The organism is Bacillus cereus group sp. MYBK227-1 (assembly GCF_051916325.1).
GTDB lineage: Bacteria > Bacillota > Bacilli > Bacillales > Bacillaceae_G > Bacillus_A > Bacillus_A cereus.
Window position 1 is genome coordinate 805,289 of sequence record NZ_JBQAGK010000002.1, and the last position, 26,974, is coordinate 832,262.

Here is a 26,974-nt window from a genome sequence, read left to right on the forward strand (position 1 = left end):
TATTTTATCATTTTTTTATGAAAATTAAAACGATTGATAAATTTAGAGGAAGGATTAGCCTATTTTGAAAAAGTATCGATGTAAATAGCGTAGACGTGTTAATTGAAATGTCTATTATAGGATTCATTTTATATAACTTAAGTTATTTTATAGTTTTTATTAAGTATTTGTGGAAGATTTCTAAAGTGAAATAACGCAGAAAATATTTTCTGCGTTTCCTCTGAAATGTAATCATTTCTTTTTATACGTGCATAATTTTTCAGCTGTCAAAAAGTATACATTTAATGTATCGTCGGCAACTTTTAAAGTTTGCTCTGATGTAAATGAATTACCATAATCAATGTGATATACATTAGAATTTTTGACAAATGAGCCTTTATATAAATCGTCTTTATTCTTTGTTGTTTGCATTTCTACTAAATTTTGCACAATTTCCTCTTTATTTTCTTTTTTGACAACTGTTTCAAATTTATAATATACAGGGCATTCACCATTTTTATTGTCAACGACTTCCCAAGAACCGTATATATCGTTATTGCTGCATCCACTAAGTAGGATGATTAGTATAGGAATTGTAAGTAGAACCTTTTTCATTTTGTGCTCCTTTCTTTTAAATTTGAATAAACGTGCGAATACGATAGGGATATTATAATAAATAAAGTTTAAATTTTTTTAAAGAATTATTTAATTTCATATAAAAATTTAGGAGAAATTAAATAAGCATGAATCTAGTGTAAAGTCAGATTCATGCTAGTACCATAGCCTATGTTATGTCTTTTTTGAGGATAAATAAAGAGGAAAGCAGAATCACTATTCCATTTAATATATATACGCTTGCGATCATAAAGGCTAACGTACCTGCGCCAAATCCTGCTTTATCGAATATAGAAGCAAATGTTGCCATAGTCAAAAAGATAATGGGAGTCAGTAGTAAAAATATGAAACCTGCCACGATTCTTTTTTTAAAACTATGTCCAGATAAGGAAATGGCTAAAAAGTTTAGGATGCTAAACAGCGCAATTGCAAAGAGCAGGACAATAAATACTTGGATGCTATCAGACATTTTACCACTCCTTTTATAAAGAGTACTTTTTATAATCTATTCGAAATTAAAGGAGGATACTCCTTTAGGTAATTTCAATAAACGTAATAAATAGGCGTATTATAAAACAAAGAAGTATGGATTCAATATTAGATCCATACTTCTTTGTTTATTTTATAAATTCGCAGATTGCGAATGCTGTTTTTCATAATGTTTCTGCTTAGAGAGGGAAATAGAAATAATCAATAATGAAACGACTCCGAAGATGAGAACCATATATTGTAACCCAATTGTATCTAAGAAGAAGCCTGTGCCAAGTAAGACGATTTGGAACATAACCCTCTCAAACATATTACGGAATGAGAAGAGGCGACCGTGATAACTTTTTTCCACTTTCGTTTGGAAAATCGTCGACATAATAGGGAAGAAGCAGCCAACACTAAACCCAAACAACCCAAATGATGTAAGAGCCATCCATTTTATATCGCTAAAGAACAATGACAGATGTGCAAAAGCAGTACAAACTGCGAAGAAATATAGTAATTTTTCAGGTTTGAAATGATCAGATAGACGTTTAATTACGAAGGCACCTATCATAAATGCGACACCTTCAATTGTATATATGAACCCTTTAATCGTAGGATCATGTTGCATTTCGCTAATGTTAATAACCATTAAATTAAACCCAGCTATAAATAATAGAGGGATGATACTTAATATAAGTGCTGTAAAAGCAATAGGAATTCCTTTTAAAATACGAAATACTTCCATAAAGCTATTATCTTTTGCAGCTTGTTTACTTGGTGTTGTTGATTTCTTGTCTTCGAATTGTAGGAAGAAAGTCGAGAGGAATAATAAGGCGTATGCTACCATTGAGAAGGCATACATGTACTGTAAACTCATCACAACTAAAAGAATTCCACCTAGTGAAGTACCTGCAATACGAGCAATTGTACCAACATTCATATGTACACCGTTCATTTGTAATAACTCATGCTCACGTACGATGAGTGGAATTACAGATTGTAATGCAGGGAAATAAAATGCTGCTGAAATTTGAAGAGCAACCATAAATGCAATCATAAATGCGATACTTTCAAATTGAATAGCAAAAAACATGAAAATAACACTTAAAACTCGACCAAACCCAGCGTAAAGAAGAACTTTTTTCTTTTCATACTGATCGATGACACGGCCAGCCATAGGTCCAACTAGAACACCGGCTAATAGTCCGATAAATAATATAACTGATTTCATGAAATCAGAAGGGACATATTTTTGCATAAATTCAAGGTTGCCAAGAATACCAAGCCATAATCCTAGACCTGCAATAAACTCCCCAATTAAAACAATCCAAACGTTTTTATTACGCCACATAACATTAAAACCTCTCCGTCTTTTAAAATGAAAAACTCGTATATAAAACCTCCTTATTTATGTAGTGTTTTTATACGAACTTTTTTAGAGTCAGAGTCTATATTACGTGTTTCATAAGTGGATTTCAATCTTTTTGATTTGTCAAAAATTTGATGTGTTAAGTGCTGAAATAAGTGAATCCAAACGTAAAAATTTTATGATTAAAGCTAATAGAAAGTAAGAATATATATAAAAGCAAGAACGAATAACTACGCCTCGCTTTTCTCAAGTACAAAATTAAATATTAGATTCACTTAGCAACATTTTTGCTCTTTTCCAATAGCTAAAGCGCTAAAAGATAGAGGACCAACAACTTCTGCACTAGCACCACTAGTAAGGTTTTCTACAGTTAATGAATATTCGTGTGTTCCACTGCTAACGTTTTGATCTATAGCTTGAAATGTTTGTAAGTAAAATTGTTCAGAATCTGTAGATTCAATACCTACTTGTGCATTAAAAATTTCAATATTATCACGGAAAATTCGGAATAAAACTTGTGAAGTCCCAGTTATTCCTTCTACACCAATTGTAGCGATTAATTCTACTCGATTATTACGTGAATCTCTACTTGAAATTCTCAATTTCAAATTTGCTAGAATTGCTTTATTTGGAGAAGAGGGGATTGCAAAAGTTGTTTCACCAGTTTTACTAATAGGTTGAGTAGCTTGGTAATCAATGATATGAGTCATATTCTTCACTATTTTCATATACTAGAATATGAAAATAGTGAAGAATTAGCTTGGACAAATACTAGATTATTTAATAGAGTCAACAACAATTATTGAAAAGAAGAAATTCACATAAAAGCATCAAGAATATATCAAAATAAGATGATATTTTTCTTAATGCTTTTTGTAATTAAGCAGAATATTCTTCTTTACGTACTTCAAAAAATTCATTACGTCGTAAGTAATTATAAATTTTCTCTGAAACCTCTTCTTCTTCAGACACCAAGAAACGATGATCAAAAGCGTAGAAAGATTGACCTTTAATTAATTTTACGTAATACATATTAAACGCCTCCTGACACTAGATTATTACTTGCTTCATATTTATGATGGCCTATATGTCTGCTAAAAATACTTGGAGTTTCAAAGGGGATAAGCAGAGGGATGAAAGAGCTTACAATTCTGTAAGGTTTATGTCACCTTTTTCGATAGTTTACATTCGCTAATTTCTTCTATACTACAAATAAGTTACATAAAATAAGGGGGTAAAAAGATGGATGAAGTAATTGGAGAAGTTGTAGCAGGTATTTGTGAATTTGTAGTAGAAGTAACAGCGGATGCTATAGGAAATTTAGTTTCCGGAAATGATGAGGAAAAAGAAACATTATAATAATTTGTAAAAGAATAAAGTTGATCGAATTATAAAGGCTGATTTCTAAAGGGGATTCAGCTTTTTTATTTTTTACATTATATTAACTTAATTTGAATATTCATTTGTTATCATATTTAAGAAGCTTATATAAGGAGGTGAATAAACAAATATGTCGAATTCAGGGCCTGATTTATCTGTTTCTCGTTTGATTGTGGTAAATATAGAGGGAAAAGAATATCATTTTATTGTTCGTGAACATCCGATTGTAGGGAAATTTATATCGCTATTTGAAAATGGAAAAGAATATGGTTTAATAGATAAACAAATCGCTAATAAAGATAAATTTATTACATCGGAGCTTACTAAGTTAGATTATTTTAATATAGATGTTTTATATCTTACACCTGGGTGGATATGGATTGGTATGGATCAATTTGGTTTACATGCTCGTGAGGCTACTTATAACGAAGTAGATGTTATTATGAAGTTGAAAGAGGATTTATATTATATAGATATATATGAAGAAATAAAAATGTAGTAAATATTTAGTCAGGTTAGGGGGCAAGTTCCCGTAGCCTTTTTTGTTTAATGGAAAAACGTATAATCATATTATTTTGATTATAAGGGAACGTGATGAGAAGTGAGATGAAAAGAGGATTTGAAAATACATGAAGAGAATTGTAATAATTATATGAGTCGTATATGTAAATAACAATAGAAAGAAGATGATAATATGAGTAAAGAAGAGCTTGTGAAAAAACAGTTTGGCAGTAATGCAGATAAATATGTAAATAGTAAAATACATGCTAAAGGACTGGATTTACAATATGTAGTTCAACAAGTTGAGTCTCGTCATAATAATCGTCTTCTTGATGTTGCTACTGGTGGTGGACATGTGGCAAATATGTTAGCACCTATGTTTGAAGAAGTAGTTGCACTTGATTTAACAGAACAGATGTTAGAAAAAGCCAAAATTTTTATAAAGCAGAATGGGCATGAAAATGTATCTTTTGTAGCAGGAAACGCAGAGGATTTACCATTTGCAGACCATTTTTTTGATACAATCACATGCCGGATTGCAGCCCATCATTTTACGAATCCGGCTCAATTTATTTATGAAGTAAATCGTACGTTGGAGGATAATGGATTATTCATCTTAATAGATAATGTTTCGCCAGAAAATAATGAATATGATACATTTTATAATTTTATAGAAAAAAAGCGGGACCCAAGTCATGAACGAGCTCTAAAAAAGACAGAATGGCTTACTTTATTAGAAAAACACGGTTTGCAAATGCAGTCATGCCTTACTTTTGATAAGAAGTTTGATTTTGACTGGTGGTGTAATATGATGGATGTTCCTGTACAAAAGCGTGAAAAATTAACAGAATGTATGATGAAAGCACCAAACGAAATGAAGGAATATTTTAATATTCAATTTAAAAATAATAAGGTAGAGTCGTTCTATACTGAAATGGCTATGTTTATATGTAAAAAAAGTACAACATTAAAAAGATAAATGTGTTGCAGTCTTTCTGAAGTACGATATACTTAGTACAGAGAAACTGAGAATTGAGGAATAGATATAATGATTCGTGTACGTATTGAAGGTACTGAGAAAGAAATGCTTGAATTTATGGAGAAAATGCCGGACATTCCTGGATTTGAAAAGACACATATGAGAGAGCCGAGAAAAGGAAATAACCCGAAATACGATTCAAGTAAAAATGTACTTGCATATTTGTCTTATAAAAAGATTGAAGTCGCCAATAAATAGGCGGCTTTTTTAGTTTGCGCTGTTTCACCGCCTTGTCTTTTTCACATAATAATAATAGTAGATTATGCTTAAGAGGGGTGAGAATAGTTAATAAGAAAATTATCTTTTTTGGAGACTTTGGTATTGATGACGCCGTAGCGTTAATTTATGCAAATAAAACATGTAAATTAGATATTCTAGGTATTGTTGCTGAGTACGGGAATGTATCACGAGATATCGTTACGGAAAATGTTTATTTTTTAGAAAGGTACTATGCTACACAAGTGAAAATTATTGAAGGTGCGAGTAGACCGATGACAGCTGAAGAGCCTTTGTTTTTCCCTGAAATCCACGGGGATCACGGTTTAGGTCCTATTATTCCACCTGAGATGAGAATTTGTAAACGAGAAAATTTTTGTGAATTAATCAAATTAATCGAACCTTGTCCAGAAGATATTATAATTGTGGCGACAGGGAGACTAACGACGCTTGCTACGTTATTTTTATTGTATCCAAATATAATGGATCGTATTTGTTCGTATTATATAATGGGCGGCGCTTTCCTATTTCCAGGTAATGTTACACCAGTATCTGAAGCGAATTTTTATGGTGATCCAATTGCAGCAAATATTGTTATGAAATATGCGAAAAACGCTAGCATATACCCGTTAAATGTAACACAGGGCGCGCTTATTACGCCTGAAATGGTGAATATAATAGATAAACAAGGAACTGGACAGGCGAAACTCATTAAACCAATGATTGATTTTTATTATGAGAATTTCTATAAAAAAGAATATCCGGGTATTGGTGGAAGTCCTATACACGATTTACTACCGTTTATCTCGTTTATAAATGACAGTATTTTCGAATATAAAAAATCGGCAGTGTGGATTAGTACGACAAATGATGTGACTAGGGGCCAAAGTGTAGCAGACTTTAGAAAAATAGCTGAGCCAACAAGGTTTGATGATCGGCCGATTCAAAGAATTGCTGTTGGTTTTAACTATGCAGCTTTTAAAGAAGAGTTTATGCGAACAATATTGAAGGCAGATTGTTCTTAATGTGTGTAATAACAAGTCGGATAAATCGTTAGTTCAAAAAAAGGTTTAATCTGTGTGTATTATTCTCAAAAATCTTAAAGTTGAACAACATGAATAACTTATGAAAAATGTCACATAACTAATGGTAAGCAATTGTTTCTAATTATATTTTGATTGGTGAAATGTAAAGGAGGTTATTATATGATTTGGTCTTTAATCGTCGGTGGTATATTAGGATGGCTTGCGAGCTTAATTACTGGAAAGGACGTACCTGGTGGTGTAATTGGTAATATTATTGCTGGTATTATCGGTTCTTGGGTTGGTTCGAAATTACTTGGTAGTTTTGGTCCAGTCATTGGCGGATATGCAATTATTCCAGCTTTAATCGGTGCGATCATTTTAATTTTCATCGTAAGCTTCTTATTACGAGCAATGCGAAAATGAATGTAAGGACTGTTTACATTTGTAAGCAGTCCTTTTTATATGTTATGCTAGTATTATACAATCAGGAGGTGTCAGCATTGAAATCATTTACAGTAAATTTCCATCAAGAAGATAATGCAAAAGCGACAACAGTACATAAATTAAGTGAAGAGGACTTCAATAAAGCAACTGAAAAAGGTACTCGTCATTTATTTGATTTAGATACAAACGTTGGCTTCTTCGTATTCTTTGATGCAGAAGATGCAGAAGGAAATGATCAATACTTAATGTTACAATATGAAGGGGATCATGAAGAACCAACTGCATGCTACGGATTTGATTTAAAACTATACTATCAATTTTTAGCACTATACTTAAACGATCTTGAATTCCAAGGCGAAACAGATGAGGAAGAGGAAGAATACGGTCCAATTCATCATTTAGCGCATTTACTTTATCATATTGTTGAAGATGGTAAATCAATTGAAGTGTAATATACATATTTGAAGCTGCTCTTTTTGGGCAGCTTTTTTATATGACATTGAAATGGTGTACTGTAAGCTAAATAAGGTGAAATTTTAATCAGTGGGGGTTTTGTTCATTCCCACTGATTATCAGCCCTCACCAATTTAGCTTTTACGGGCAGCAGGGCCCCCACCTAACTTCTTTGTTTCCGCTGAATTTTGAGGTGGGGATCTTACTACCCAGCAAATAGCGGGATAAATTAATAATAGAAATTTATTTATTACTTTCATGTTAGCGTCGTAAAACACCTGTTATAATGATTGTAATTAAATTCTTGGAGGCTAATTCTATGCTTGTAGATGTAAAAGCTTTTATTAAAGCTGCAGGTTTAACATGTATTTCATCATTAAGTGGAGATAACACGTTTGCTTATAATTTTGAAACAGTAAAAAACACTATCGCTACATTTTTTAAGAAGCTAAGATTTACCGTTTAATTTCATTTCAACCAGTAGGAAAAGAGTAATCACTTCCTACTGGTTTTTTTGTTTCAAGGAGCTGTTGTGACAGCATGTTTTAAGTTATAGATAGAGGATATTATCATCAAGAAGAGAAGGTTTAAAGAAGGAGATGAATACGATGATTAACAATATAATTCCAAGTTTTTTAAAATTATGGGAAAGTGACGATTTAGAATTAGAAGTCCTTAATTAATACTATACTTCGCATCCGGTTGATTATCGAAATGAATAAAATACAATAGGGGGTAAAAATGATGAAAGTATATTTCAAAATAGTTATGTTATTTCTTGCTTTTACATGCACATTTGCATTAGCAGCATGTAAAGGGACAGACGAAAAAAAGGAAGCAAATCCAGCCTCGAAAAATCATAAAAATGAACAAAGCAATTCTTCAGAAGAAAAGAAAAATCTTGAAGCAAAACCAAGTAATGAAAAAACAACAAAACCATCAGCTGAGCAAGATTCGAAAGATAGAACACTTAATCAAAAATCAATTAACCACGTTAAAGATTTGTTTGAACTAGCAAAAGAAGGAAAGGTACCTAATGTGCCATTTGGAGCCCATACAGGGGATATTGAAGAAATTGAAAAAGCGTGGGGGAAAGCAAATAAAACCGAATATGCAGGGAATGGAATGTACGCAACTTTTACAAATAAAAATGTTGTTTTCGGATTTAATAAAGGGTCACAAGTTTTTGATGTACGCTCATATCATGCAGAACTAAAATTGATTACATTACAAGAAATTGAAAAAGCATTAGGAAAACCATCTTCAGTTAAAGAGAATGGTGAAGATAAAATATATGTATACAAAGTAAATAACCAGTATGAATTGAAATTTGTCATTCCAAAATCGACTGGTAAGGTCGATCATATTTCCGTATTTTCGCCAGAGGATAGTATTAATAAAATGGCAGGATAAGAAATTAAGTGATTTCAAAAACACCTCACTTTCTTGAAGTGAGGTGTTTTTAGTTGTAAACAAGGAACGTCTCCTGTCATATAAAACATACCTTCATATGCGAAATACTTCACTTTTATTTTTTAGCATTTATCCAATAAGAAATGTTGATCTACTGAAAAAGTAGTAACCTATAAATTATGTGTAGGATGGTTCACGATTTTTTTACGTTTCAAACTTTGAACAAATAGCGCTTGAACAATACCTCCAACTAATAAGAAGCTAGCACAAATATAAAACAGCATACTTCCATTTAACTTACTTAATATAACTGCACCAATAACTGGTCCACACGTTCGAGATATATCCCAGTGTATACCGTAAATTGAAAAATATAAACCACGTTTATCATGAGGTGCAATTTCTGAAACGAATCGTAATAAATGGTTTAGAGCAATACTTTCTCCAATGACTAAAAAGAGTAAGGTGAAGAATAACGACAATATCGTCGTTGAATAACTAAAGCCAACTGCAGCTATTGTATAGCAGGCGTAAGAAATAAGGATGATTTTCGCCATAGAAAATCGTTCAGACCATTTTACGAGGAAGATTTGTAGAATGATTTCCAAAATGGCTTTGCATGTTGAAATAAATGCGAGTATGAATACGAGATTAGGAAATACATGTTCTGCAAAAATACGATAATTCGTCTCAGTTTGTGCATAAAAAAAGCTAATAGGAAGTGTAGAAACCATAAGACCGAATATGGCGTAATGTTTAAAAACAAATTGCTTTGGTGAACTTGCCTCAACTGTTTGTTTCGACTTACTTATAGGTGGAACAGTTTCTGGGAGCTGGGTCCAAACAACAACAGCATATATCGTAAGAGTTACACTTTGCACGATAAATAAATATTCTGGGTGAGTATTATAAAAACTTGCACCGATTAAAGGGCCGACTACGGATCCGATTGCTCCCATCGTTTGTAGGAGAGCAAAAATCTCTGCTTGCTGCTCTTGTTTTGTTAAATCAGCAATTTGTGCACGCTGAGCTGGAATGTATAAGGAACGGCCAATACCATTAATGACATATAACAGTGCAAATATAAAAACGGATTGAGCGAAAATGAAACTACCGATTGCAACACCTTGTAGTAATAATCCGAGTAACATAATCTTTTTTCGGCCATATTTATCAGTAATTCCTCCAGCAATAAGTGTAAATAAAATGTCTGAAAGTGGCTGCAGTCCGAAAATCAGCATAGTTATTATTACATTGCCGTTTAACATTTTATTGACGTAAATAATCATAATGAGAGCTAACATAGATTCAGTCGTTCGGGTTAATAATTCACCGCACAGTCTAATAAAAATAGGTTTATTGTAACGAAGTAAGAGATAATTCAATATTAATTCCTCCTTTCTATATTGAAATGATAAGATGAAAGGAGAGTTGGAAAAAGGGTAGAAACAATAGGGAGTATTTTTCACCTTTTAGGGGGAGTATGATGTTTATTTTAGATCAATACATTGAACTATGGATTGCTTATGGAAAAGGGAAAAAAGAGGGAGAACGATTGGAAGTAACAGTGCAAAATATATCTAGAACACTATTTTGTACAGAGCGTAATAGTAAATTAATTATAAAAAAATTAGATGAGTTAAATTGGATTAAGTGGTTTCCAGGTCGCGGCAGAGGAAATCGTTCTAAGTTAATATTTCAAAAGCACCCGATGTCTTTAATTTTAGATAGAGGAAAAGAAATAACGAAAAAAGGGGATGTGAAAAGCGGAAGCATATTTGTGGAACGCTATAGCTCACATTTTCCATCGGTAAAGGGAGAATATCACTCCTGGGTGGATTCAATATTTGGTCATAAGGTTGAAATGACATCTGAAGGGAGAAGAGATGTACTCCGGTTGCAAGTACAAATGAATTTAGATATCACATTAGATCCTGTATACGCTACAATGCGTTCAGAATGCCATATGGTAAAACATATATTTGACACACTCGTGTATGTAGACGGTAATACAAACATTATAGAGCCAAGACTTGCATTTCACTGGGAATATAATGACGCTGAAAAAATATGGACGTTTTACTTACGAAAAGGAGTTCACTTTCATAATGGAAAACAACTTACTGCACATGATGTTATATACTCGTTGAATCGATTTATGAAGCTGGAAAATAATGCACACGCATGGATGTTACAACACGTTGAAAATATCCGTTCAGTGGATGACTACGTTTTCGAAATTCAATTACATACGGAAAATCGAATGTTTTTACATATGCTAAGTGCAGAACAGTGTTCTATCGTGAATGAAGATGAAGCAGGAGGGTTAATTGGAACAGGGCCTTTTCAATTATATAAAAGTAATGAAAATCTGTTCATTTTAGAAGGACATCCTTTATATTTTCGTGAAAGACCTTTTTTAGATCGTATTGAGTTGTGGAATGTAGAACAAGGTGTAAGTACATACGATGTTTTAGTAAAGGCGCAGTATAAAGATAAAGAAAAACATAATAAAGAATTGTCTCGGCTTGAGTCGAACGTGACATATATAACATGTAATCTTATGAAAGAAGGACCAATGCAAGATGCGTTATTTCGGAAAGCGTTATATCAAATCATTCATGGTTATACAATCGTTCAAGAACTCGGCGGAGAACGTGGAGAAGTGGCAAAGAAACTAATATTAGCAAATGAAAGCATAGTAGATATTGACGAAGATATCGAAAGTTTAATTAAAAGGAGTACTTATCATAGTGAAGTGCTACAACTCTACACATTTACAGGACGAGATCATGTTGAAGATGCACAATGGATACAAAAAGAGTGTGCGAAGTACGGGATTCGTGTAGAAAATAATTTTCTTGAGATAGAAGAGCTATTGGAAGTAAGTACGATACAAAAGGCCGATATGATGCATGATAGTGCCACAATAAGTGAACGAATAGAAGATAGTTTATTATATATGTTTCTTACAAAAAATAGTTTTATTCATGGACAAAGCAGCATGGACTTTCATGAAAAGTTGTCTCCTTATTTTAGACAAGAAGAATTAGAGAAAAGAGTTACACTGTTACGCGATATCGAGGATACTTTGTTACGTCAAATTCATATTATTCCTTTATATCGTAATAAACAAGAGGTAAGTACACATGAAAAAGTTCAAAATATAATGATTAATTCACAAGGTTGGATTGATTTTTATAATATTTGGTTTAAATCTTGATATATAAGGGCTTTTGCACATTTTCATAAGATGTGTAAGAGCCTTTTTGTATGTGAGAATAGGTTTGTTTTACACATTGTTACGCTACTTGTGATAAAAGTCTATTTGCAGCGTAACAGTGTTATGTTACATTGTTATCAGGAAGGAGTGTTATACAGTTGAGTACAGATTTAATTTCAAAAAAAGATTTATTAGAACTAACTGGTATTTCATACGGACAGTTATATAGGTGGAAAAGAAAAAATTTAATTCCGGAAGATTGGTTTGTACGAAAATCAACGTTTACAGGTCAAGAGACATTTTTTCCGAAAGAAAAGATATTAGAGCGTATCGATAAAATCCAAACGATGAAAGAGGATTTATCACTTGATGAACTAGCGAACATGTTTTCACCGAGTGTGAGAGAAATTCTTTTAACAAAGGAAGAGATTTTACGCAAGGGGATTGCATCAGAACCAGTTTTACAATTTTTCATAGAACAAACGAATAAAACAGCAGAGTTTCAATTTGTAGACATTCTTTATGTGTACATGTTAGAAGAATTACTACAATCAGGAGAGATTAGTTTAGAAGAAGGAAAAATGGTCTTGCAAGTTTTACGTGAAAATTATGAAGCAATGAAACATAAAACTTGTGACTTAATCATTGTCCGAAAGTTAGGTATTTCTACATGTTTATTAGTTTCAAACGTGGACGATTTAATTTTTGAAAAAGGCACCAAAATCGTTTTACGCGAAGCGATTATGAAATATACCGAAGCATTAAAAACTAAATTGTTGTAGTGGAGGAGAAAGTATGCGTACAGATAATTTGATTATAAATGGTTACGGTTCATCGAATGGTGGCGAGTTTCATAAAGTGCAATTAAACGGAAAAGGAACTGTGAATGGAAATGTTGAATGTGAGCAATTTGAATGTAACGGTTACGGTGCAGTTACTGGCGATTTGAAAAGTAGCAGTGCACGAATTAGCGGATCTGGTAAAGTTGATGGCACAGTTCATGCTGAAACGATGCGAATTGATGGAAAAGCAACAATTACGCAAAATGTAAAAGCAAACAGTTTGAAAATTGCAGGAAAAGGTACGATAGGTGGAAATGTCACTGGTGAAGAATTTAAAGTCAATGGTCAAGCTACAATTGACGGTAATTGTGAAGTGGATACTTTTTCTTCAGAAGGACAATTTACAATCGGTGGTTTATTAAGCGCAGATGAAATTAATATAAATATTCACGGTACATGTCGAGCGAAAGAAATTGGTGGTCAAACGATTAAAGTAAGACATAGATCAGGTACATTTAGTAGGCTATTTAAAACAGTATTTGGCTTGCAGTTAGAAGCTGAACTATTAGAAGGTGACAATATCGATATTGATTATGCTCACATAAGAACGGTAAGAGGAAACAATGTTACAGTAGGAGCAAACTGTGAGATTGAACTGATTGAATATACCGGTGTTCTTACTGTTGATAAAAATGCAAATGTAAAAGAATTTAAGCAGGTTTAACGGAAGGGAGAAATCAGTATGGAACATCCACATAGTCTCACAGTAAATGGTTCTGGTAATTCAGCAGGCGGAGATTATAATAAAGTGAAGATTCGCGGTGAAGGAACAATTACCAATGATATGAGTTGCAATGAGTTTAAAACGTACGGAACGAGTGATGTACGCGGTAATGTGAAAGTGAAAAACTATGTCGTGTATGGAGATAACGAAGTACAAGGAAATGTAGATGCGGAATATGTAAAAGTATATGGTAATACACAAATTCATGGTGATGCTCATATTGAAAAAACAAAAGTTAGAGGTATGATAGATATTGCAGGAAAGTTTTCAGGTGATTTCGTAGATGTAAAAGGTGCTTTAAATGTGAAGGGAGATATTGAAATAGAAGATTTATCATTAACTGGTGGTCTTGAAAGTGCTGGATTACTTAATGCTGAAAATATTCAAATCTCACTTCGTTATGAAGGCAGTAAGGTAAGAGAAATTGGTGGCAAAAAGATTACTGTTCGTAAAAAAACGAGATTTATTCCTTTTACTAGTCATGCTGGAAACCTCCAAACTTCGATTGTTGAAGGAGATGATATCTATTTAGAACATACGATTGCTGAAGTTGTAAGAGGCAACAACGTCACAATTGGTCCTGGATGTGAAATTAGTGTTGTAGAATATCATACTAGTTTTAATCAAAAAGGTAATGCAGTCGTAAAAGAACATAAACAAATATAAGTAGTATGAGGGAGAGCAAGAGATATGGTTGAGAAGAATAATAAGCTCGGCTTTGTTGTGGCGGGCTTATTGCTAGGTATTTTAACGGCATCGATGGATAATACCATTGTCGTAACGGCGATGGGAACAATCGTTGGTGACTTAGGAGGCCTCGAAAACTTTGTATGGGTCGTTTCTGCCTATATGGTCGCAGAAATGGCAGGCATGCCGATTTTCGGTAAGCTATCAGATATGTATGGTAGAAAGAGATTCTTTATTTTCGGTTTAATTGTCTTTATGATTGGTTCGGCACTTTGTGGTACTGCTGAAAATATTACACAGTTAGGTATTTATCGTGCCATTCAAGGTATTGGCGGCGGGGCATTAGTGCCAATCGCGTTTACTATCGTTTTTGATATTTTCCCACCTGAAAAACGCGGGAAAATGGGTGGTTTATTCGGAGCGGTATTTGGATTATCTAGTATTTTCGGGCCATTACTTGGCGCATATATTACCGATTACATTAGCTGGCACTGGGTATTTTATATTAACTTACCACTTGGCATTTTAGCACTTATTTTTATTACATTCTTTTATAAAGAATCACGCGTTCATAGAAAGCAAAAAATTGATTGGTTTGGCGCAATTACTTTAGTTGGTGCAGTAATTTGTTTAATGTTTGCTTTAGAACTAGGTGGACAAAAATATGATTGGGATTCTAGCTTTATTTTAAGCTTATTTGGTGGATTCGCCATTTTAATCATCGCATTCATTTTTATTGAACGAAAAGTAGAAGAACCAATTATTTCATTTGAGATGTTTAAGCAGCGCTTATTCGGAATGAGTACAATTATTGCTTTATGTTACGGTGCTGCATTTATGTCAGCAACTGTGTACATTCCGTTATTTATTCAAGGTGTATACGGTGGTACCGCAACAAACTCAGGATTATTACTTTTACCGATGATGTTAGGATCAGTCGTAACAGCGCAGTTAGGCGGATTTTTAACAACTAAACTTAGCTACCGAAACATTATGATTATTTCTGCGGTTATTATGCTAATTGGACTATTCTTATTAAGCACGTTAACACCAGAAACAAGTCGTGCATTATTAACAGTTTATATGATTATTATCGGATTTGGAGTCGGTTTCTCATTCTCTGTACTAAGTATGGCAGCTATTCACAACTTCGGTATGGAACAGCGCGGGTCTGCGACTTCAACGAGTAACTTCATTCGTTCGTTAGGAATGACACTAGGCATTACAATCTTCGGAATGATCCAAAGAACAGGTTTCCAAGATCAATTAGAAGAAGCATTTAAAGGGATGAGCGGGGGAATGAATACAAACGCTTTAGGGGATTCAAGAGCTATTCTATCAGAATCGGCAAGATCTCAAATCCCTCCGCAAATATTAGATAAGATTATTGACGCTCTTTCTAGTTCAATTGTTCAAACATTCATGTGGGCATTGGTACCAGCTGGATTAGCATTCATATTCATTTTCTTTATGGGAAATGAGCGCATGGTAATTAAGAAACAACAAACGAATAAAAAGAGTGAAACATCAAAAGCGTAATGAAAAAGCTCCTTTCTAATTGGAAAGGAGCTTTTTCGTATGTACGGATTTAGATTAGCCTTCGATAATTTCGTATTCTTCGTCTGCTAATAGTAAAATTTGTGTTTTCTTACCTTTGTTTTGAACTTCGATTACATCGTAAGCACCTAAGTCTCTTACTTTGCTTTGAGAAGCGTTAACCATAACTTCAATAGAATCAATTAAGATATCTTCTTCAATGTATGATTCAGGCAATGCCATATCTTCAGTATCTAATACACATGCGTATAGATTTTGTAAGTTTTCAGCAGTTGGGTTTTGTTCCTCAACATCAATGATGTTTTTTACTGCTTCCATATTTTCCTCTTTTGCTTGGTATACTTTAATTTTAGCCATTGTTTTAATCTCCTTTATAACGTAATCGTAGAGGCTACACCTTATTATAACGTTTTTTTCATGAAAGATGAAATTGTTATATGTATTTATAGTAAAAATTATGTGTCCTTACTCAAAAATGGTGTGATTTCCATATAAATGTACGATTAGGTAACGATATTGCTACGTTAACGTTATATTGTCCAAGCTTTTCTTATTTTCTTCTCATATATATGTAGTAGCAATTCTATATAGAGAAGGGATGGAGTGTAAGTGGGGTGTGAACCGAAACGTGATTGTGGGTGTTGCCAAAATAGTATATGTGAGTTTTTACAGAGTCTAGAACCGTATACAAAAGTTGAAAGTATCATAATAGCAGGAAACGAAATTGCTGTATCTTATTTTCTTTCATTTAATAAGAAAACAGGTATCGTATCATTCGTACAAGAAGACTATGAGGTTATATTTGTCGATTGTTCAAAGATTGATGCAATTCGAATAGGGAAAGTATGTAGTTGCAAAACAAAAGTTAAATATATTGAAGAGGACTTTAGCTTGCTAGGAAATGTTTGCCCGCATTGTTTAACGGAGGGGAGTACAATCTTTTTCGATTTTAACAATCCTGAATTAAATGTGTCTTTCCAAGCAACAACAATTAATCCACCTAGATGTACTGAATTTACAGATGATCTCGGGAATGTAGTAAAGCAAATTACTATAGTAGGTGAGGCGAGAGTTTCTAGAGATTTTGTTCAAGTACCTGAACTGGTAGGTTTTCGATTACTTTTATCACATCCAGCTGGAGACCCTTTAAACTACGGATTATTATTTATTAATTTTCCTGATACGATTTTTATTTTTATATTGGCATCAAGCGGATACCTTTCCATTTCGAACTGTTTAAAAATAGAGGGCGGAACTGGTGATGCCGAAATAGAAGAGATGAAAAAAATGATAGAGGATGACGTTAACACGTACAAATCAGTTGTTAAATTGACTAAAGTATATAAGAACGGTGAGACGGAATCTTTTATTTATAAAAATGAGTTATAACACATGTATTTAAATGCACCCTCAAACTATTGTTGAGGGTTGTTACATAATTAATTATGTTGGTCCTTCAAACCGTTTGTTAACGGGTAAGAAATATATTTATTGTTGACTTATTTTATATGTTGATCATTTCATAGTTAGTAGATGTTATAATCATTTTATGTTTACTGATATTTTATAAATATTCGAAGTTTTAATTTAATAGTCAATTGCTTTTATGATGAACAGGTGGGTATGTATATGAATACGAATTATGGAGCGCTCATGAAAATGTTAAGAGTAGTTGATTCTAAAGAAGGCGGGAATGTAAATGATATATGAAGCGAATATACATACAAGAAAAAAACTAGTTTCTATGTTTGAGGATTTCAATAACGTTGTTTTACTTTCTTATTTACAAGGGCATATGGGTACTGCTTGGGTAAATGATCTTGAAAATCCAAAAGTAGCACAAGTTACGGTAGGGATTTTTACATTTTACGCTGGAGACCCAAATACGAAAGAAACGGAAGAGTTATTACGTAATATTCCAGAAAGAATTTTAGTTATCGTAAATAGTGAAGAGTGGAAACAACGCTTAGAAACATTCCATGAAAGAAAAATAGATAAGTTTTTACGTTATAAATTCAAACGAAATCCAGAAGTTTTTAATCGTTCAAAATTAAAATCTTTTATATCAGCACTTCCAAAAGAATATGAGTTAAGAAGAATAGACGAGCATATCGCAAATAGCCCTACATTACATAAGATATCTGAAGATTTCACAAGTCAATTTCATTCGGTAGAAGATTATATAAACCGTGGTATAGGTTATAGCATTTTATATAACGGAGAAGTTGTATGCGGTGCATCCTCGTATAGTATTTATAATGATGGGATTGAAATTGAAGTTGCGACTGATCACAATCATAGAAGAGAGGGCTTGGCAACTGTAGTAAGTGCAGCTCTTATATTGGATTGCTTAGAAAATGGAAAGTATCCAAACTGGGACGCAGCGAATACTACATCTGCTAAACTAGCAGAAAAGTTAGGATATGAATTTGATAAGGCATATGATACTTATTTTGTGGATAATAGATGAGTGAAGGGTTACATACTAAAAAATAAATGCGCCCTAGTACGTAAGTCTAGGGCGCATTTATTAGTTGGTAAATATCTTCATAACAATCATATCATATTTTATCTTTTGAATGTTTGGAATTAAAGATATTTATGTGACTTTTTGAAAAAATAAAAGAGCAGCTAGCAAAAGCCAACTGCTCCTCTCCAAGGGGAAATGGAGAAGTACAATCATCTTATCTATAGTATTGACGGAACATAGAGTTTTAATCAAAGCCCGATTGGTGAGGGATTTGATTAAAACTCCCACTGATTAAAGTTTCACTTTATTACATTTACAATTTAAATAGTAGAACGTGTTTATCGTAGTTCTCCAAACACCAATTATATTTTTTTAGAATAATTGGATGGACTGCTTCTGTCGTAGTATCGACTTCAGTATATCCATATTTCTTATAAAAGTTTTCTAATTCCTCAAAAGGAAGACAATATACATCTTGTATTTGTGATTTTTTCGCAGTTTCTACTAAAAATGAAACAAGCTCACCAGCTAATTGAAGCCCTCTAAATTGAGGCAGAATAAAAATCCCGCCCATTTCTAAAGTATCTTCATCTATTTGGACTAATCGGCCAACACCTGCATACTCGTTGTTATATGTAATAATTGCAACTTTATCTCTCTTTAAATCACTTCGTACAAATCCTATTGAGTCATATTGACTATTAATCCATTTTAAATCGTTAGATGTGGCCAATTGAATACTCATATATATCCTCCTTCGGAATACTAGCGCTCTCTTCATTATATAGAACATAACATAACATACTATATCAAAGGAACCTTGAGGTAGCCCATTTGTTTAAGTTATTAGTTAAAAGTGTGGGGTTGCTGGCATTGAAATGATGGCTTCATCAAACATAGGATAATAATCTTGTGAATTTAGTGTTACATAGTCAAAATAAAAATTAATTCATGTGTTCGGTAATGCACGATTGTTTAAGTGTAGAGAAGATCATAGGGGTATTTTAATTAGTAGCTACTATATTCATTGAAGTTATTAAGGAAATGTCGTAATCCCTAGCCTTAGTGATACAAATCATATTAGGGTTTAGTAAAAAAACTCTTCCTGAAAAAGAGGGGGGTTAAAGATAAGAGCACTTCGAAAAGTGCCCTTCAGTAAACGACTACTTATTCTAAAAAGAAAGGATGCAATATATTATATGAAGTTTAGTGTATTTAAGTATGGGTCTTTTATATAAAAGTTTTATTTTGTTCCGAATAAAAAGGCGGTTGTTTCCGCAACCACCTTTCAGTAAAACAAAGCACTTTTTATGAAATAAATTATGGATGGTCCCTAAAAAAGGTATAGGATATACCCACATTTTTATAACTAAAGTGACGAACTCAGGTTATAAGGAAGGAACAATTATATTGTATGAAATCTATTCTAGAGTAGTCACAAAGAAAGTTGTCTTCTTATTAGAAGGCAGCTTTTTTTATTAGAAAAAGAAGTAGAAGATTAAGTTACTTGTCCAAACAAATTTAAAAAAAATACATAAAATGCTATTAGTTAGTCAATATTTTAATATTGCTAATTTTTAAGACTAAAAGGGGTGATTTTATGTGTGAATGTGAAGTTTGTAGACGAAAGAAAAATCGGGATCCATTAAACCGGGAGTTTGAGCCGAAAAAACGAGTTCCTGAGCCAAAAAAAGAGGATTGCGAGCCGAAAAAAGAAGATTGCGAATCATTAAATTATTATTCGTTTAGTAAAAATGCAAATTTTTTAGAGGAAGCTATACAAACAGATGAAATCGATCAAATTTCTGAGGAATATATTGAAATAGTTGATTCAGCAGATGTACAAGTTACTACTACAGATACAAAAGCTGCGCTATCTATCCAAGCGGCATTACAAGCAGCTATCGTAGTTGTAGTAAGTATTTCTATAGCAGATAGTGAAAAGGCAGATAAAATAACACAAGAATTATTTCAAAAATCAGCTATTAAACAAATTAATAGACAAAAAACATTTATTAAAAATTCTAGAAACGTAACCGTAACAACTACTGATACAGATATTGCAGTGAATATTCAAATTCTTCTTCAAATTTTATTAGCTTTATTAGTTAAACTAAACATTTTATAAAGTGTCTATCCTATTGATATTTAGCTATAAGTTTTCACTCTAAGTAAATGTTTTTTGTTGTAATACGTGGTACAAGCTTGGACTTTTTATTATGACTGAATTAATATTCAAGATTAATGGTAAGGCAAGTGTGGAAAACTACAAATAAAGATAAAATACATGATTTAACAGTAATGAAACTTATATTTATGTGAAGTGAAGGAAAGCTGTCTTCTTATTAGAAGTCAGCTTTTGATTTTATTAGCAAAAAGAAGTGAAAATAGAAGATTAAGTTACTTGTCCAAGCAATTTTTATTTCATTACATATAATGCTCGTAGATATTTAAAATTTTTATAGAAAATTGATTGGAGTGAATATTGTAAATGGATGATTTAAATAAATTTTCTTCCTTTAAGTTTGATAAGGATCAAAAGAATATAATTATAGACCTTTTACTCTCAGATATTTTTAATAGGCATGGGATAAATGAAGAAAAACTAAAAAATTTATCACCAGAAAAAAAGCAGCAAATTAAAAGTATTGTTTCTGAAATACAATCACAAGTTAATAATTATTTAGATTGAAAGGGGGTGAACACATGGACAAAACATGTCATTCAGATGAAAATAAAAAGTGGAGTGCATTAGATTCCTCAAATCCTCATCCATCTTTTAAAAATGCTAGCGTTTCAGAAGCAGCTGCGCAAGAAAGTAAAACGTATCAAATTTCTGAAGAATCTATTACAATTGTAGATTCCGCAGATGTAGAAGTTACTACTACAGATACAAAAGCTGCTTTATCTATTCAAGCAGCATTACAAGCAGCTATCGTGGTTATAATAAGTATTTCTATAGCAGATAGTGAAAAAGCTGACCGTGTAGCACAAGAATTGTTTCAAAAATCATCTATTAAACAAATTAATAAACAAGAAACTGTTATTAGAAATTCTAGAAATGTTACAGTTACGACTACGGATACAGACATAGCAGTAAATGTTCAAATTCTTCTCCAAATTTTATTAGCTTTACTAGTAAAATTAAATATTTTATAAAATGTTTAACTTGTTTTTATCTAGTGATTCTTACAGGTGAATATTCACTGTTTTAATTATAGTACAGGCTATAAATATTTATCATAACTGGACTAATATTCAACATCACCAAAGTATGAATGTAAACAAACAATTTGATGGAAAATAAAGTTTGGTTATTTTATGAAAATGTAAAAGCCATTTCCTTTATTGGATTTGGCTTTTACATTTTAAACAGTATCAATTTGAAAAGATTATATTAAGATAAAGAATTAAAATATAATGATACAAAATACTTATAAAATTATTCGTGTTTTAGAAAAATAATAAGAAAAAGGTGTTTAAAATAGAATCATTTTCATTAATAGTTCAAGTTTTGAAGAATAGTGCATACAATATAAAGTGTTTTCCTTTCTTCATTTAAGTTTTACGTATATAATTTAAAAGTACTATTTTTATTTTATTATTTTATATTTATAACAGAATAGAGGTTTAAAAATGGGTGTTAAAATCATTACGGATAGTGCGGCGGATTTACCAGTAGAATTGCTGCAAGCATATGATATTGATTTAATTCCACTCCGTGTATATGATGAAGCAGAAACAGAGTATTTAGATGGAGTAACATTAGAGTCAGTTACATTATTGCAAAAAATGAGAGAAGGCGCTGTTTATAGAACGTCATTGCCTTCACTTGAAACGTTCCAAGAAAAATTTGTTTCTTATGCAAAAGAAGGTAATCCTTGTATATATTTAGCTTTTTCATCTGAACTGTCTGGTACATATCAATCATCAGTTGTCATTAAAGAGGAAGTAAAAGAAACATATGCTAACTTAGATTTAGAAATTATTGATACGAAATGTGCTTCGCATGGTCAAGGTCTTGTCGTTTTAGAAGCTGCTAAAATGGCAAAAGACGGCGCATCAAAAGAAGATATTTTAAAGCGTGTTGATTTTCTAATGAGCCATATGGAACATATCTTCACTGTAGCTGACTTACAGTACTTAGTGAGAGGTGGACGTTTAAGCAAAGTCGCAGGATTTATCGGTGGTTTACTAAACATTAAACCGATCTTAAACGTGGAAGAAGGAAAACTTGTACCACTTGAAAAGGTACGAGGGAAAAAGAAAGTATTAAGCCGTATTGTTGATATTATGGAAGAACGTGGTAAAGACCTTAAAGGTCAAACAATCGGTATGACTCACGGTGACGATTTAGAAACAGCGGAAGCATTAAAATCATTAATTACGGAAAGATTTGGCTGTGAAGTATTTATCGTAAATACAATTGGTGCAGCAATCGGTGCACATACAGGACCTGGCGTTATAACGTTATTTTTCTTAAATGAAGTAGAGTAAAGGATTGATCTTTTGATCAATCCTTTTTTATTTTTTAATCTGTGATAATCAGTCGACATGGTATTAATGAAGATAAAATCTTTGAAGTTTTCCTATATCAAATGCAATCTTGTAGAGGGAGTATTTTTTATATGTGTAATGATACTTAATGGTAGAAGAAAAGAGTATAAATAAGAATATATTTATAGGAATTTAAATATTTGAAGATATCAAAATTTTGCCATTTCATATATAATTGTGTGGGGAGAAATATCTGTAACTATTTGTAAAAATAGGAGGCGGGTATAAAAATGCAAGAAAGTGCTGGATGGGATTTAAATCGCTTGTATTTGAATGAGGATATTCTATTTCCGATTTTGGAGTTGAAAGAGCAATATTTTGTAACAAAAGATGTAGAGATTCTTTCAAAGCTTATACAAGCTATTGAAAAAGCAGAATACTATTTGTACTGTCGATCGGTTGAAGAAAGTGTTCCATCTGACCTTACTAAATTGACCGTGAAAGTGAAGGAACTAAAAAGTGAATTACAGCAAGTAATAAAACATAATGAAGTGGAAAATTCAGATAATACTAAGTTAATAAAAGATGAACTTAATGCGTGGGAAAATATGTACATACAATTACGGGATAGGATAGAAATAGAGCACAATAATAAACTATTATCCTTTGGACAAGCAAATACTATTGCAATGAATAGTGATAATGAAAAGGAAAGATTAGAAGTATTCGATTCATTAACATGTGCTTTACATAAGGAAAAAGAAATCTTTGCTACTGTATTAAATCAAGTAGGGAGATTGCGTAATGCAAAGAGTGATGAAATAGAAGATAGAGAGATTTTAACACAATCTTTTCATGCGAATGGCATTTCAGAAACTGTATTATTCCAAATGTGGAATGCGACAGAAGAAAACCTTGATAAATTAGTAAGTGCTTTAAACGTGTATAAGAAAGGGAAAGCTTCGATTACATGGCATGAACTTATGACAGTAAAGGAAAGTAATGAGGTCATGATTCCTTTTTCAGTAGCAATACAAAACGTTTATGATGCATGGAAGAATATTGATGAAGAATTAGCAGAATTTGCACGTAATGCGATAGAAAGTGGTTGGGTAGATGCTGAACCGAGAGAGAATAAACCACCAGGCGGGTTTTGTGCTCCATTTTTCAGTAAGAAAGAATCGCGAATTTCCATTCGTTATGATGGGAGTATAAATAGTGTAAGAGTGCTCGCTCATGAATTAGGACATGCTTGGCATTTTTATAATATGAGTTTTGAACAATCTACATCTTTTTTAGATGATTATTTGCCAATGAGTACGGCTGAATCAGCATCTATTTTCTTTGAAACGGTACTCTTAAATTATCTAATTGAAACAACGGATAGTAAAGATACGAAAAAGTCATTACTTAGCTGGAAAATAAGAAATAGTTTTAATTATGTAATGGCAATACGAGCATCGTATCAGTTTGAAAAAACATTTTATGAAAAATGTAAAGAGGGTCCTTTAAGTGCTGATGAAATTGAGAAATTATCTATAATTGCACAAAAAGAAGCTTATGGAAATGCTTTAAGTGAATACCAGCCGTTTGTATGGATGAAATATATTCAATTTTATATAGCAGATGTTCCTTTTTACAATTATCCATACACGTTTGGATATTTAGTAAGTTTTAGCTTGTTAGAAATAGCTCAAGAAGGTAAAAGTACTTTTCATTTGAAATATAAAGAGTTCTTACGAGAAACAGGAAAGGCTCCAGTAGAGGAGCTTATGAAAAAACATTTTGAAATAGATATAAGAAATTATGAATTTTGGAATAAAGCTTTTATTCAAATTTCTAAAGACATTGATGAATATTTGCAGCTTATGTAAGGGGAGAGTACAGTGGATCAGCAATTTATAAAAGGTATACCTTTTTCAACTTTAGAATATGTAAAAGCTATAAGTTTATTAAAAGGTTGGCTACATGAACAACAAGAGAAACCAAGGTTTGTAGTAACTGCAAATCCTGAAATTGTTATGTCTGCAAAGGAAAATACGGAAAAATCAAAGGAGTTTAAAAAGATGTTACTATCTGCGGATTTAATAACAGCGGATGGGATTGGTGTCATAATTGGCTCGAAAATATTAAAAGGAACTTTGAAAGAACGTGTTACTGGGGCGGATTTAACTCACGATTTAATAAAATATTGTAACGACAATGAATATCGTGTCTTTCTTTTTGGAGCTGTGCCAGAAAGTAATAAAAAGGCAATAGAAAAATTAAATGATCAGTTCCCAGGAGCACAATTTAAAGGACAGCATGGATTTGTAAATGGTGAAGAAATAGAAGAAATAAAAATGAAAATTAAGCAATTCAAACCGCATTTATTACTTGTAGGACTAGGTTCACCAAAACAAGAAGAGTTCATTTATGAAAACATACAAACATTAAACGTTCCGCTATCTATTGGTATCGGAGGAATGATTGATATAATATCTGGTACTGTAAAAAGAGCACCGAAAATAATGAGGGATACTGGAACTGAATGGCTGTATAGGTTACTCTCACAGCCGAAAAGATTAAAGAGACAACTTGTACTTCCGAAATTTTTATTGTCGGTTATGTCAGAGAGGATTAAAGGGATTAATTAATAAAGGGGACTACATACATGAACAGAACCGGCATTATCGGAGCAATGCAAATTGAAATAGATTTACTTTTAGAAAAGCTAGTAATACAAGAAGAACAGACAATAGCGGGAATGCCATTTTATATTGGAGAATTCATGGGAACAGAAGTAATTATTGCACGTTCTGGTGTAGGGAAAGTAAATGCAGCTGCATGTGCGCAAACATTAATTCATAAATTTAATGTAGACTCTATCATCAATACGGGCGTTGCTGGTGGATTACATCCAGATGTAAAAGTTGGTGATGTAGTTATTTCAACTAATGTTACCCATCATGATGTAAGTAAAAATCAAATGAAAAAATTATTCCCGTTTCAAGAGGAGTTTATTGCAAGTAAGGAATTGATAGAGTTAGCACGTAAAGCATGTAACAGTAATAGTTCAAATATTCAAGCTCACGAAGGAAGAATTGTAAGTGGTGAATGTTTTGTTGAAGATTCAAAGTTAAAGGCAAAATTAATAGACGAATACGCACCTCATTGTACAGAAATGGAAGGTGCAGCAATTGGACATGTTGCCTACATAAATGATATACCGTTTCTTGTTATACGATGTATTTCTGACAGTGCAGATGATGAAGCTCAAGTTTCTTATGATGATTTCGCGAAAACTGCTGCAAATTATTGCTCAGAAATTATTATTGAGATTCTTAAAAATATATCTGGTAAAACTATAGTCCAAAAGGAGAGATATGAATGTTACAAGCATTAATTTTTGATATGGATGGAACATTATTTCAAACAGATAAAATTTTAGAATTATCGTTAGATGATACTTTTGATCACTTAAGATCACTTCAATTATGGGATACGGTAACACCGATTGAAAAATACCGTGAAATTATGGGTGTGCCGCTACCGAAAGTTTGGGAAGCTTTATTACCGGAACATTCTATTGAAATAAGAGAACAAACAGATGCATATTTTTTAGATAGACTAATTGAAAACATAAAAAGCGGAAAAGGCGCTTTATATCCAAATGTAAAAGAAATATTTACATATATAAAAGAAAATAATTGTTCCATTTACATTGCTAGTAATGGTTTGAAAGAATATTTACGAGCAATCGTAACTTATTATGCTTTAGACAAGTGGGTGACTGAAACGTTTAGTATCGAACAAATACAATCGCTAAATAAAGGTGACTTAGTTAAAAGTATTATGAACAAATATGATATAAAAGAGGCAGCCGTAGTTGGTGACCGGCTATCTGATATAAATGCAGCGAAAGACAACGGTTTACTGGCAATTGGATGCAATTTTGATTTTGCGCAAGAAGATGAACTTGCTCAGGCTGATATAGTAATAGATGATTTAATAGATTTAAAGCGGATACTGCCTGCTGTACAGAGATAAATAAAGTGTGTGCATTTTTTTCGAGTCCTATATGTCT

At 32.4% G+C, this 26,974-nt stretch carries 31 protein-coding genes; 23 read left to right on the forward strand and 8 right to left on the reverse strand.

Annotated features, from left to right (window positions below; genetic code table 11):
* Positions 1 to 231: 231 nt before the first annotated feature.
* From ACTFRM_RS11165 to ACTFRM_RS11185, 5 genes are all read right to left on the reverse strand, one after another.
* A complete protein-coding gene (locus ACTFRM_RS11165; RefSeq protein WP_088322053.1) occupies positions 232 to 594 on the reverse strand; it encodes a hypothetical protein in 363 nt (120 codons plus the stop codon).
* A gap of 169 nt (positions 595 to 763) precedes the next feature.
* Entirely contained in the window at positions 764 to 1,063 is a 300-nt protein-coding gene (locus tag ACTFRM_RS11170) for a hypothetical protein (RefSeq protein ID WP_440043301.1), read from the reverse strand.
* A 153-nt stretch (positions 1,064 to 1,216) separates the two neighbouring features.
* On the reverse strand, positions 1,217 to 2,419 hold the full coding sequence (locus ACTFRM_RS11175; protein ID WP_088322052.1) for an MFS transporter: 1,203 nt from the start codon (positions 2,417 to 2,419) through the stop codon (positions 1,217 to 1,219).
* A gap of 293 nt (positions 2,420 to 2,712) precedes the next feature.
* Positions 2,713 to 3,147, reverse strand: coding sequence for an exosporium protein ExsC (gene exsC / locus ACTFRM_RS11180; protein WP_141096665.1), 435 nt, complete (start codon positions 3,145 to 3,147; stop codon positions 2,713 to 2,715).
* Positions 3,148 to 3,316: 169 nt separating this feature from the next.
* On the reverse strand, positions 3,317 to 3,469 hold the full coding sequence (locus tag ACTFRM_RS11185; RefSeq protein ID WP_000291905.1) for a YqbF domain-containing protein: 153 nt from the start codon (positions 3,467 to 3,469) through the stop codon (positions 3,317 to 3,319).
* 478 nt (positions 3,470 to 3,947) lie between these two features.
* On the opposite strand from ACTFRM_RS11185, the gene ACTFRM_RS11190 reads away from it, so the two are divergent.
* The 8 genes from ACTFRM_RS11190 (at position 3,948) to ACTFRM_RS11225 (ending at position 8,908) form a co-directional block, all read left to right on the forward strand.
* Positions 3,948 to 4,316 carry a hypothetical protein gene (locus ACTFRM_RS11190; RefSeq protein WP_173600639.1) on the forward strand — a complete coding sequence of 123 codons (369 nt, stop codon included), beginning with the start codon at positions 3,948 to 3,950 and terminating at the stop codon, positions 4,314 to 4,316.
* Between the two features lie 195 nt (positions 4,317 to 4,511).
* On the forward strand, positions 4,512 to 5,297 hold the full coding sequence (locus ACTFRM_RS11195) for a class I SAM-dependent methyltransferase (RefSeq protein WP_088322049.1): 786 nt from the start codon (positions 4,512 to 4,514) through the stop codon (positions 5,295 to 5,297).
* Between the two features lie 69 nt (positions 5,298 to 5,366).
* Positions 5,367 to 5,555 (forward strand): DUF3970 family protein, encoded by a 189-nt coding sequence (locus tag ACTFRM_RS11200; RefSeq protein WP_000621887.1) that lies wholly within the window; start codon positions 5,367 to 5,369, stop codon positions 5,553 to 5,555.
* Between the two features lie 77 nt (positions 5,556 to 5,632).
* Positions 5,633 to 6,598 carry a nucleoside hydrolase gene (locus ACTFRM_RS11205; RefSeq protein ID WP_088322498.1) on the forward strand — a complete coding sequence of 322 codons (966 nt, stop codon included), beginning with the start codon at positions 5,633 to 5,635 and terminating at the stop codon, positions 6,596 to 6,598.
* Between the two features lie 180 nt (positions 6,599 to 6,778).
* Positions 6,779 to 7,021 carry a GlsB/YeaQ/YmgE family stress response membrane protein gene (locus tag ACTFRM_RS11210; RefSeq protein ID WP_000638306.1) on the forward strand — a complete coding sequence of 81 codons (243 nt, stop codon included), beginning with the start codon at positions 6,779 to 6,781 and terminating at the stop codon, positions 7,019 to 7,021.
* A gap of 77 nt (positions 7,022 to 7,098) precedes the next feature.
* A complete protein-coding gene (locus tag ACTFRM_RS11215; RefSeq protein ID WP_000834883.1) occupies positions 7,099 to 7,494 on the forward strand; it encodes a hypothetical protein in 396 nt (131 codons plus the stop codon).
* Between the two features lie 320 nt (positions 7,495 to 7,814).
* Positions 7,815 to 7,961, forward strand: a complete 147-nt coding sequence (locus ACTFRM_RS11220; RefSeq protein ID WP_000959548.1) for a hypothetical protein — start codon at positions 7,815 to 7,817, stop codon at positions 7,959 to 7,961.
* Positions 7,962 to 8,236: 275 nt separating this feature from the next.
* Positions 8,237 to 8,908: a YjgB family protein gene (locus ACTFRM_RS11225; protein WP_060852032.1), complete on the forward strand. Its 672-nt coding sequence runs from the start codon at positions 8,237 to 8,239 to the stop codon at positions 8,906 to 8,908.
* Between the two features lie 170 nt (positions 8,909 to 9,078).
* Here the strand turns inward: ACTFRM_RS11225 and ACTFRM_RS11230 are convergent, their stop codons facing one another.
* Positions 9,079 to 10,293, reverse strand: coding sequence for an MDR family MFS transporter (locus ACTFRM_RS11230; RefSeq protein ID WP_088322499.1), 1,215 nt, complete (start codon positions 10,291 to 10,293; stop codon positions 9,079 to 9,081).
* A gap of 101 nt (positions 10,294 to 10,394) precedes the next feature.
* On the opposite strand from ACTFRM_RS11230, the gene ACTFRM_RS11235 reads away from it, so the two are divergent.
* The 5 genes from ACTFRM_RS11235 to ACTFRM_RS11255 all read left to right on the forward strand — a co-directional run bounded on the left by ACTFRM_RS11235 (position 10,395) and on the right by ACTFRM_RS11255 (position 15,923).
* Positions 10,395 to 12,131, forward strand: coding sequence for an ABC transporter substrate-binding protein (locus ACTFRM_RS11235; RefSeq protein WP_088322500.1), 1,737 nt, complete (start codon positions 10,395 to 10,397; stop codon positions 12,129 to 12,131).
* A 158-nt stretch (positions 12,132 to 12,289) separates the two neighbouring features.
* Positions 12,290 to 12,913: a YhbD family protein gene (locus tag ACTFRM_RS11240; protein ID WP_000102257.1), complete on the forward strand. Its 624-nt coding sequence runs from the start codon at positions 12,290 to 12,292 to the stop codon at positions 12,911 to 12,913.
* Between the two features lie 13 nt (positions 12,914 to 12,926).
* The gene (locus ACTFRM_RS11245; RefSeq protein ID WP_088322501.1) at positions 12,927 to 13,637 is read left to right on the forward strand and encodes a bactofilin family protein; all 711 of its coding nucleotides are present in this window, start codon (positions 12,927 to 12,929) and stop codon (positions 13,635 to 13,637) included.
* Positions 13,638 to 13,655: 18 nt separating this feature from the next.
* Positions 13,656 to 14,363 (forward strand): hypothetical protein, encoded by a 708-nt coding sequence (locus ACTFRM_RS11250; RefSeq protein ID WP_017673238.1) that lies wholly within the window; start codon positions 13,656 to 13,658, stop codon positions 14,361 to 14,363.
* A 24-nt stretch (positions 14,364 to 14,387) separates the two neighbouring features.
* Positions 14,388 to 15,923: an MDR family MFS transporter gene (locus ACTFRM_RS11255; protein WP_088322502.1), complete on the forward strand. Its 1,536-nt coding sequence runs from the start codon at positions 14,388 to 14,390 to the stop codon at positions 15,921 to 15,923.
* 54 nt (positions 15,924 to 15,977) lie between these two features.
* On the opposite strand, the gene ACTFRM_RS11260 is transcribed toward ACTFRM_RS11255, so the two are convergent.
* Positions 15,978 to 16,298 carry a hypothetical protein gene (locus ACTFRM_RS11260; RefSeq protein ID WP_001062733.1) on the reverse strand — a complete coding sequence of 107 codons (321 nt, stop codon included), beginning with the start codon at positions 16,296 to 16,298 and terminating at the stop codon, positions 15,978 to 15,980.
* A gap of 252 nt (positions 16,299 to 16,550) precedes the next feature.
* Between ACTFRM_RS11260 and ACTFRM_RS11265 the strand changes: the two genes are divergently transcribed.
* Both ACTFRM_RS11265 and ACTFRM_RS11270 read left to right on the forward strand, forming a co-directional pair.
* Entirely contained in the window at positions 16,551 to 17,330 is a 780-nt protein-coding gene (locus ACTFRM_RS11265) for a BC_2878 family exosporium-associated protein (protein WP_088322503.1), read from the forward strand.
* A 310-nt stretch (positions 17,331 to 17,640) separates the two neighbouring features.
* Complete coding sequence (locus ACTFRM_RS11270; protein WP_000638727.1) at positions 17,641 to 18,411, forward strand: GNAT family N-acetyltransferase; 771 nt, start codon at positions 17,641 to 17,643, stop codon at positions 18,409 to 18,411.
* A 313-nt stretch (positions 18,412 to 18,724) separates the two neighbouring features.
* Here ACTFRM_RS11270 and ACTFRM_RS11275 read toward each other — a convergent pair whose 3' ends face one another.
* Positions 18,725 to 19,156, reverse strand: coding sequence for a GNAT family N-acetyltransferase (locus ACTFRM_RS11275; protein ID WP_088322504.1), 432 nt, complete (start codon positions 19,154 to 19,156; stop codon positions 18,725 to 18,727).
* Between the two features lie 855 nt (positions 19,157 to 20,011).
* Here ACTFRM_RS11275 and ACTFRM_RS11280 point away from each other — a divergent pair.
* From ACTFRM_RS11280 to ACTFRM_RS11315, 8 genes are all read left to right on the forward strand, one after another.
* Positions 20,012 to 20,539 (forward strand): spore coat protein, encoded by a 528-nt coding sequence (locus ACTFRM_RS11280; RefSeq protein WP_098277210.1) that lies wholly within the window; start codon positions 20,012 to 20,014, stop codon positions 20,537 to 20,539.
* Positions 20,540 to 20,902: 363 nt separating this feature from the next.
* Entirely contained in the window at positions 20,903 to 21,103 is a 201-nt protein-coding gene (locus ACTFRM_RS11285) for a spore coat protein W (RefSeq protein ID WP_000342253.1), read from the forward strand.
* A gap of 14 nt (positions 21,104 to 21,117) precedes the next feature.
* Positions 21,118 to 21,570 carry a spore coat protein gene (locus ACTFRM_RS11290; RefSeq protein ID WP_000361676.1) on the forward strand — a complete coding sequence of 151 codons (453 nt, stop codon included), beginning with the start codon at positions 21,118 to 21,120 and terminating at the stop codon, positions 21,568 to 21,570.
* A gap of 477 nt (positions 21,571 to 22,047) precedes the next feature.
* Positions 22,048 to 22,908 (forward strand): DegV family protein, encoded by an 861-nt coding sequence (locus tag ACTFRM_RS11295; protein WP_440043303.1) that lies wholly within the window; start codon positions 22,048 to 22,050, stop codon positions 22,906 to 22,908.
* Between the two features lie 290 nt (positions 22,909 to 23,198).
* Positions 23,199 to 24,782, forward strand: coding sequence for a M3 family metallopeptidase (locus ACTFRM_RS11300; protein ID WP_173600642.1), 1,584 nt, complete (start codon positions 23,199 to 23,201; stop codon positions 24,780 to 24,782).
* 12 nt (positions 24,783 to 24,794) lie between these two features.
* Entirely contained in the window at positions 24,795 to 25,544 is a 750-nt protein-coding gene (locus tag ACTFRM_RS11305; RefSeq protein WP_173600643.1) for a WecB/TagA/CpsF family glycosyltransferase, read from the forward strand.
* Between the two features lie 17 nt (positions 25,545 to 25,561).
* Positions 25,562 to 26,293, forward strand: coding sequence for a 5'-methylthioadenosine/adenosylhomocysteine nucleosidase (locus ACTFRM_RS11310; RefSeq protein ID WP_088322508.1), 732 nt, complete (start codon positions 25,562 to 25,564; stop codon positions 26,291 to 26,293).
* Positions 26,278 to 26,937 (forward strand): HAD hydrolase-like protein, encoded by a 660-nt coding sequence (locus ACTFRM_RS11315; RefSeq protein WP_000938422.1) that lies wholly within the window; start codon positions 26,278 to 26,280, stop codon positions 26,935 to 26,937. The genes ACTFRM_RS11310 and ACTFRM_RS11315 overlap by 16 nt, the downstream gene beginning before the upstream one ends.
* Positions 26,938 to 26,974 lie beyond the last annotated feature (37 nt).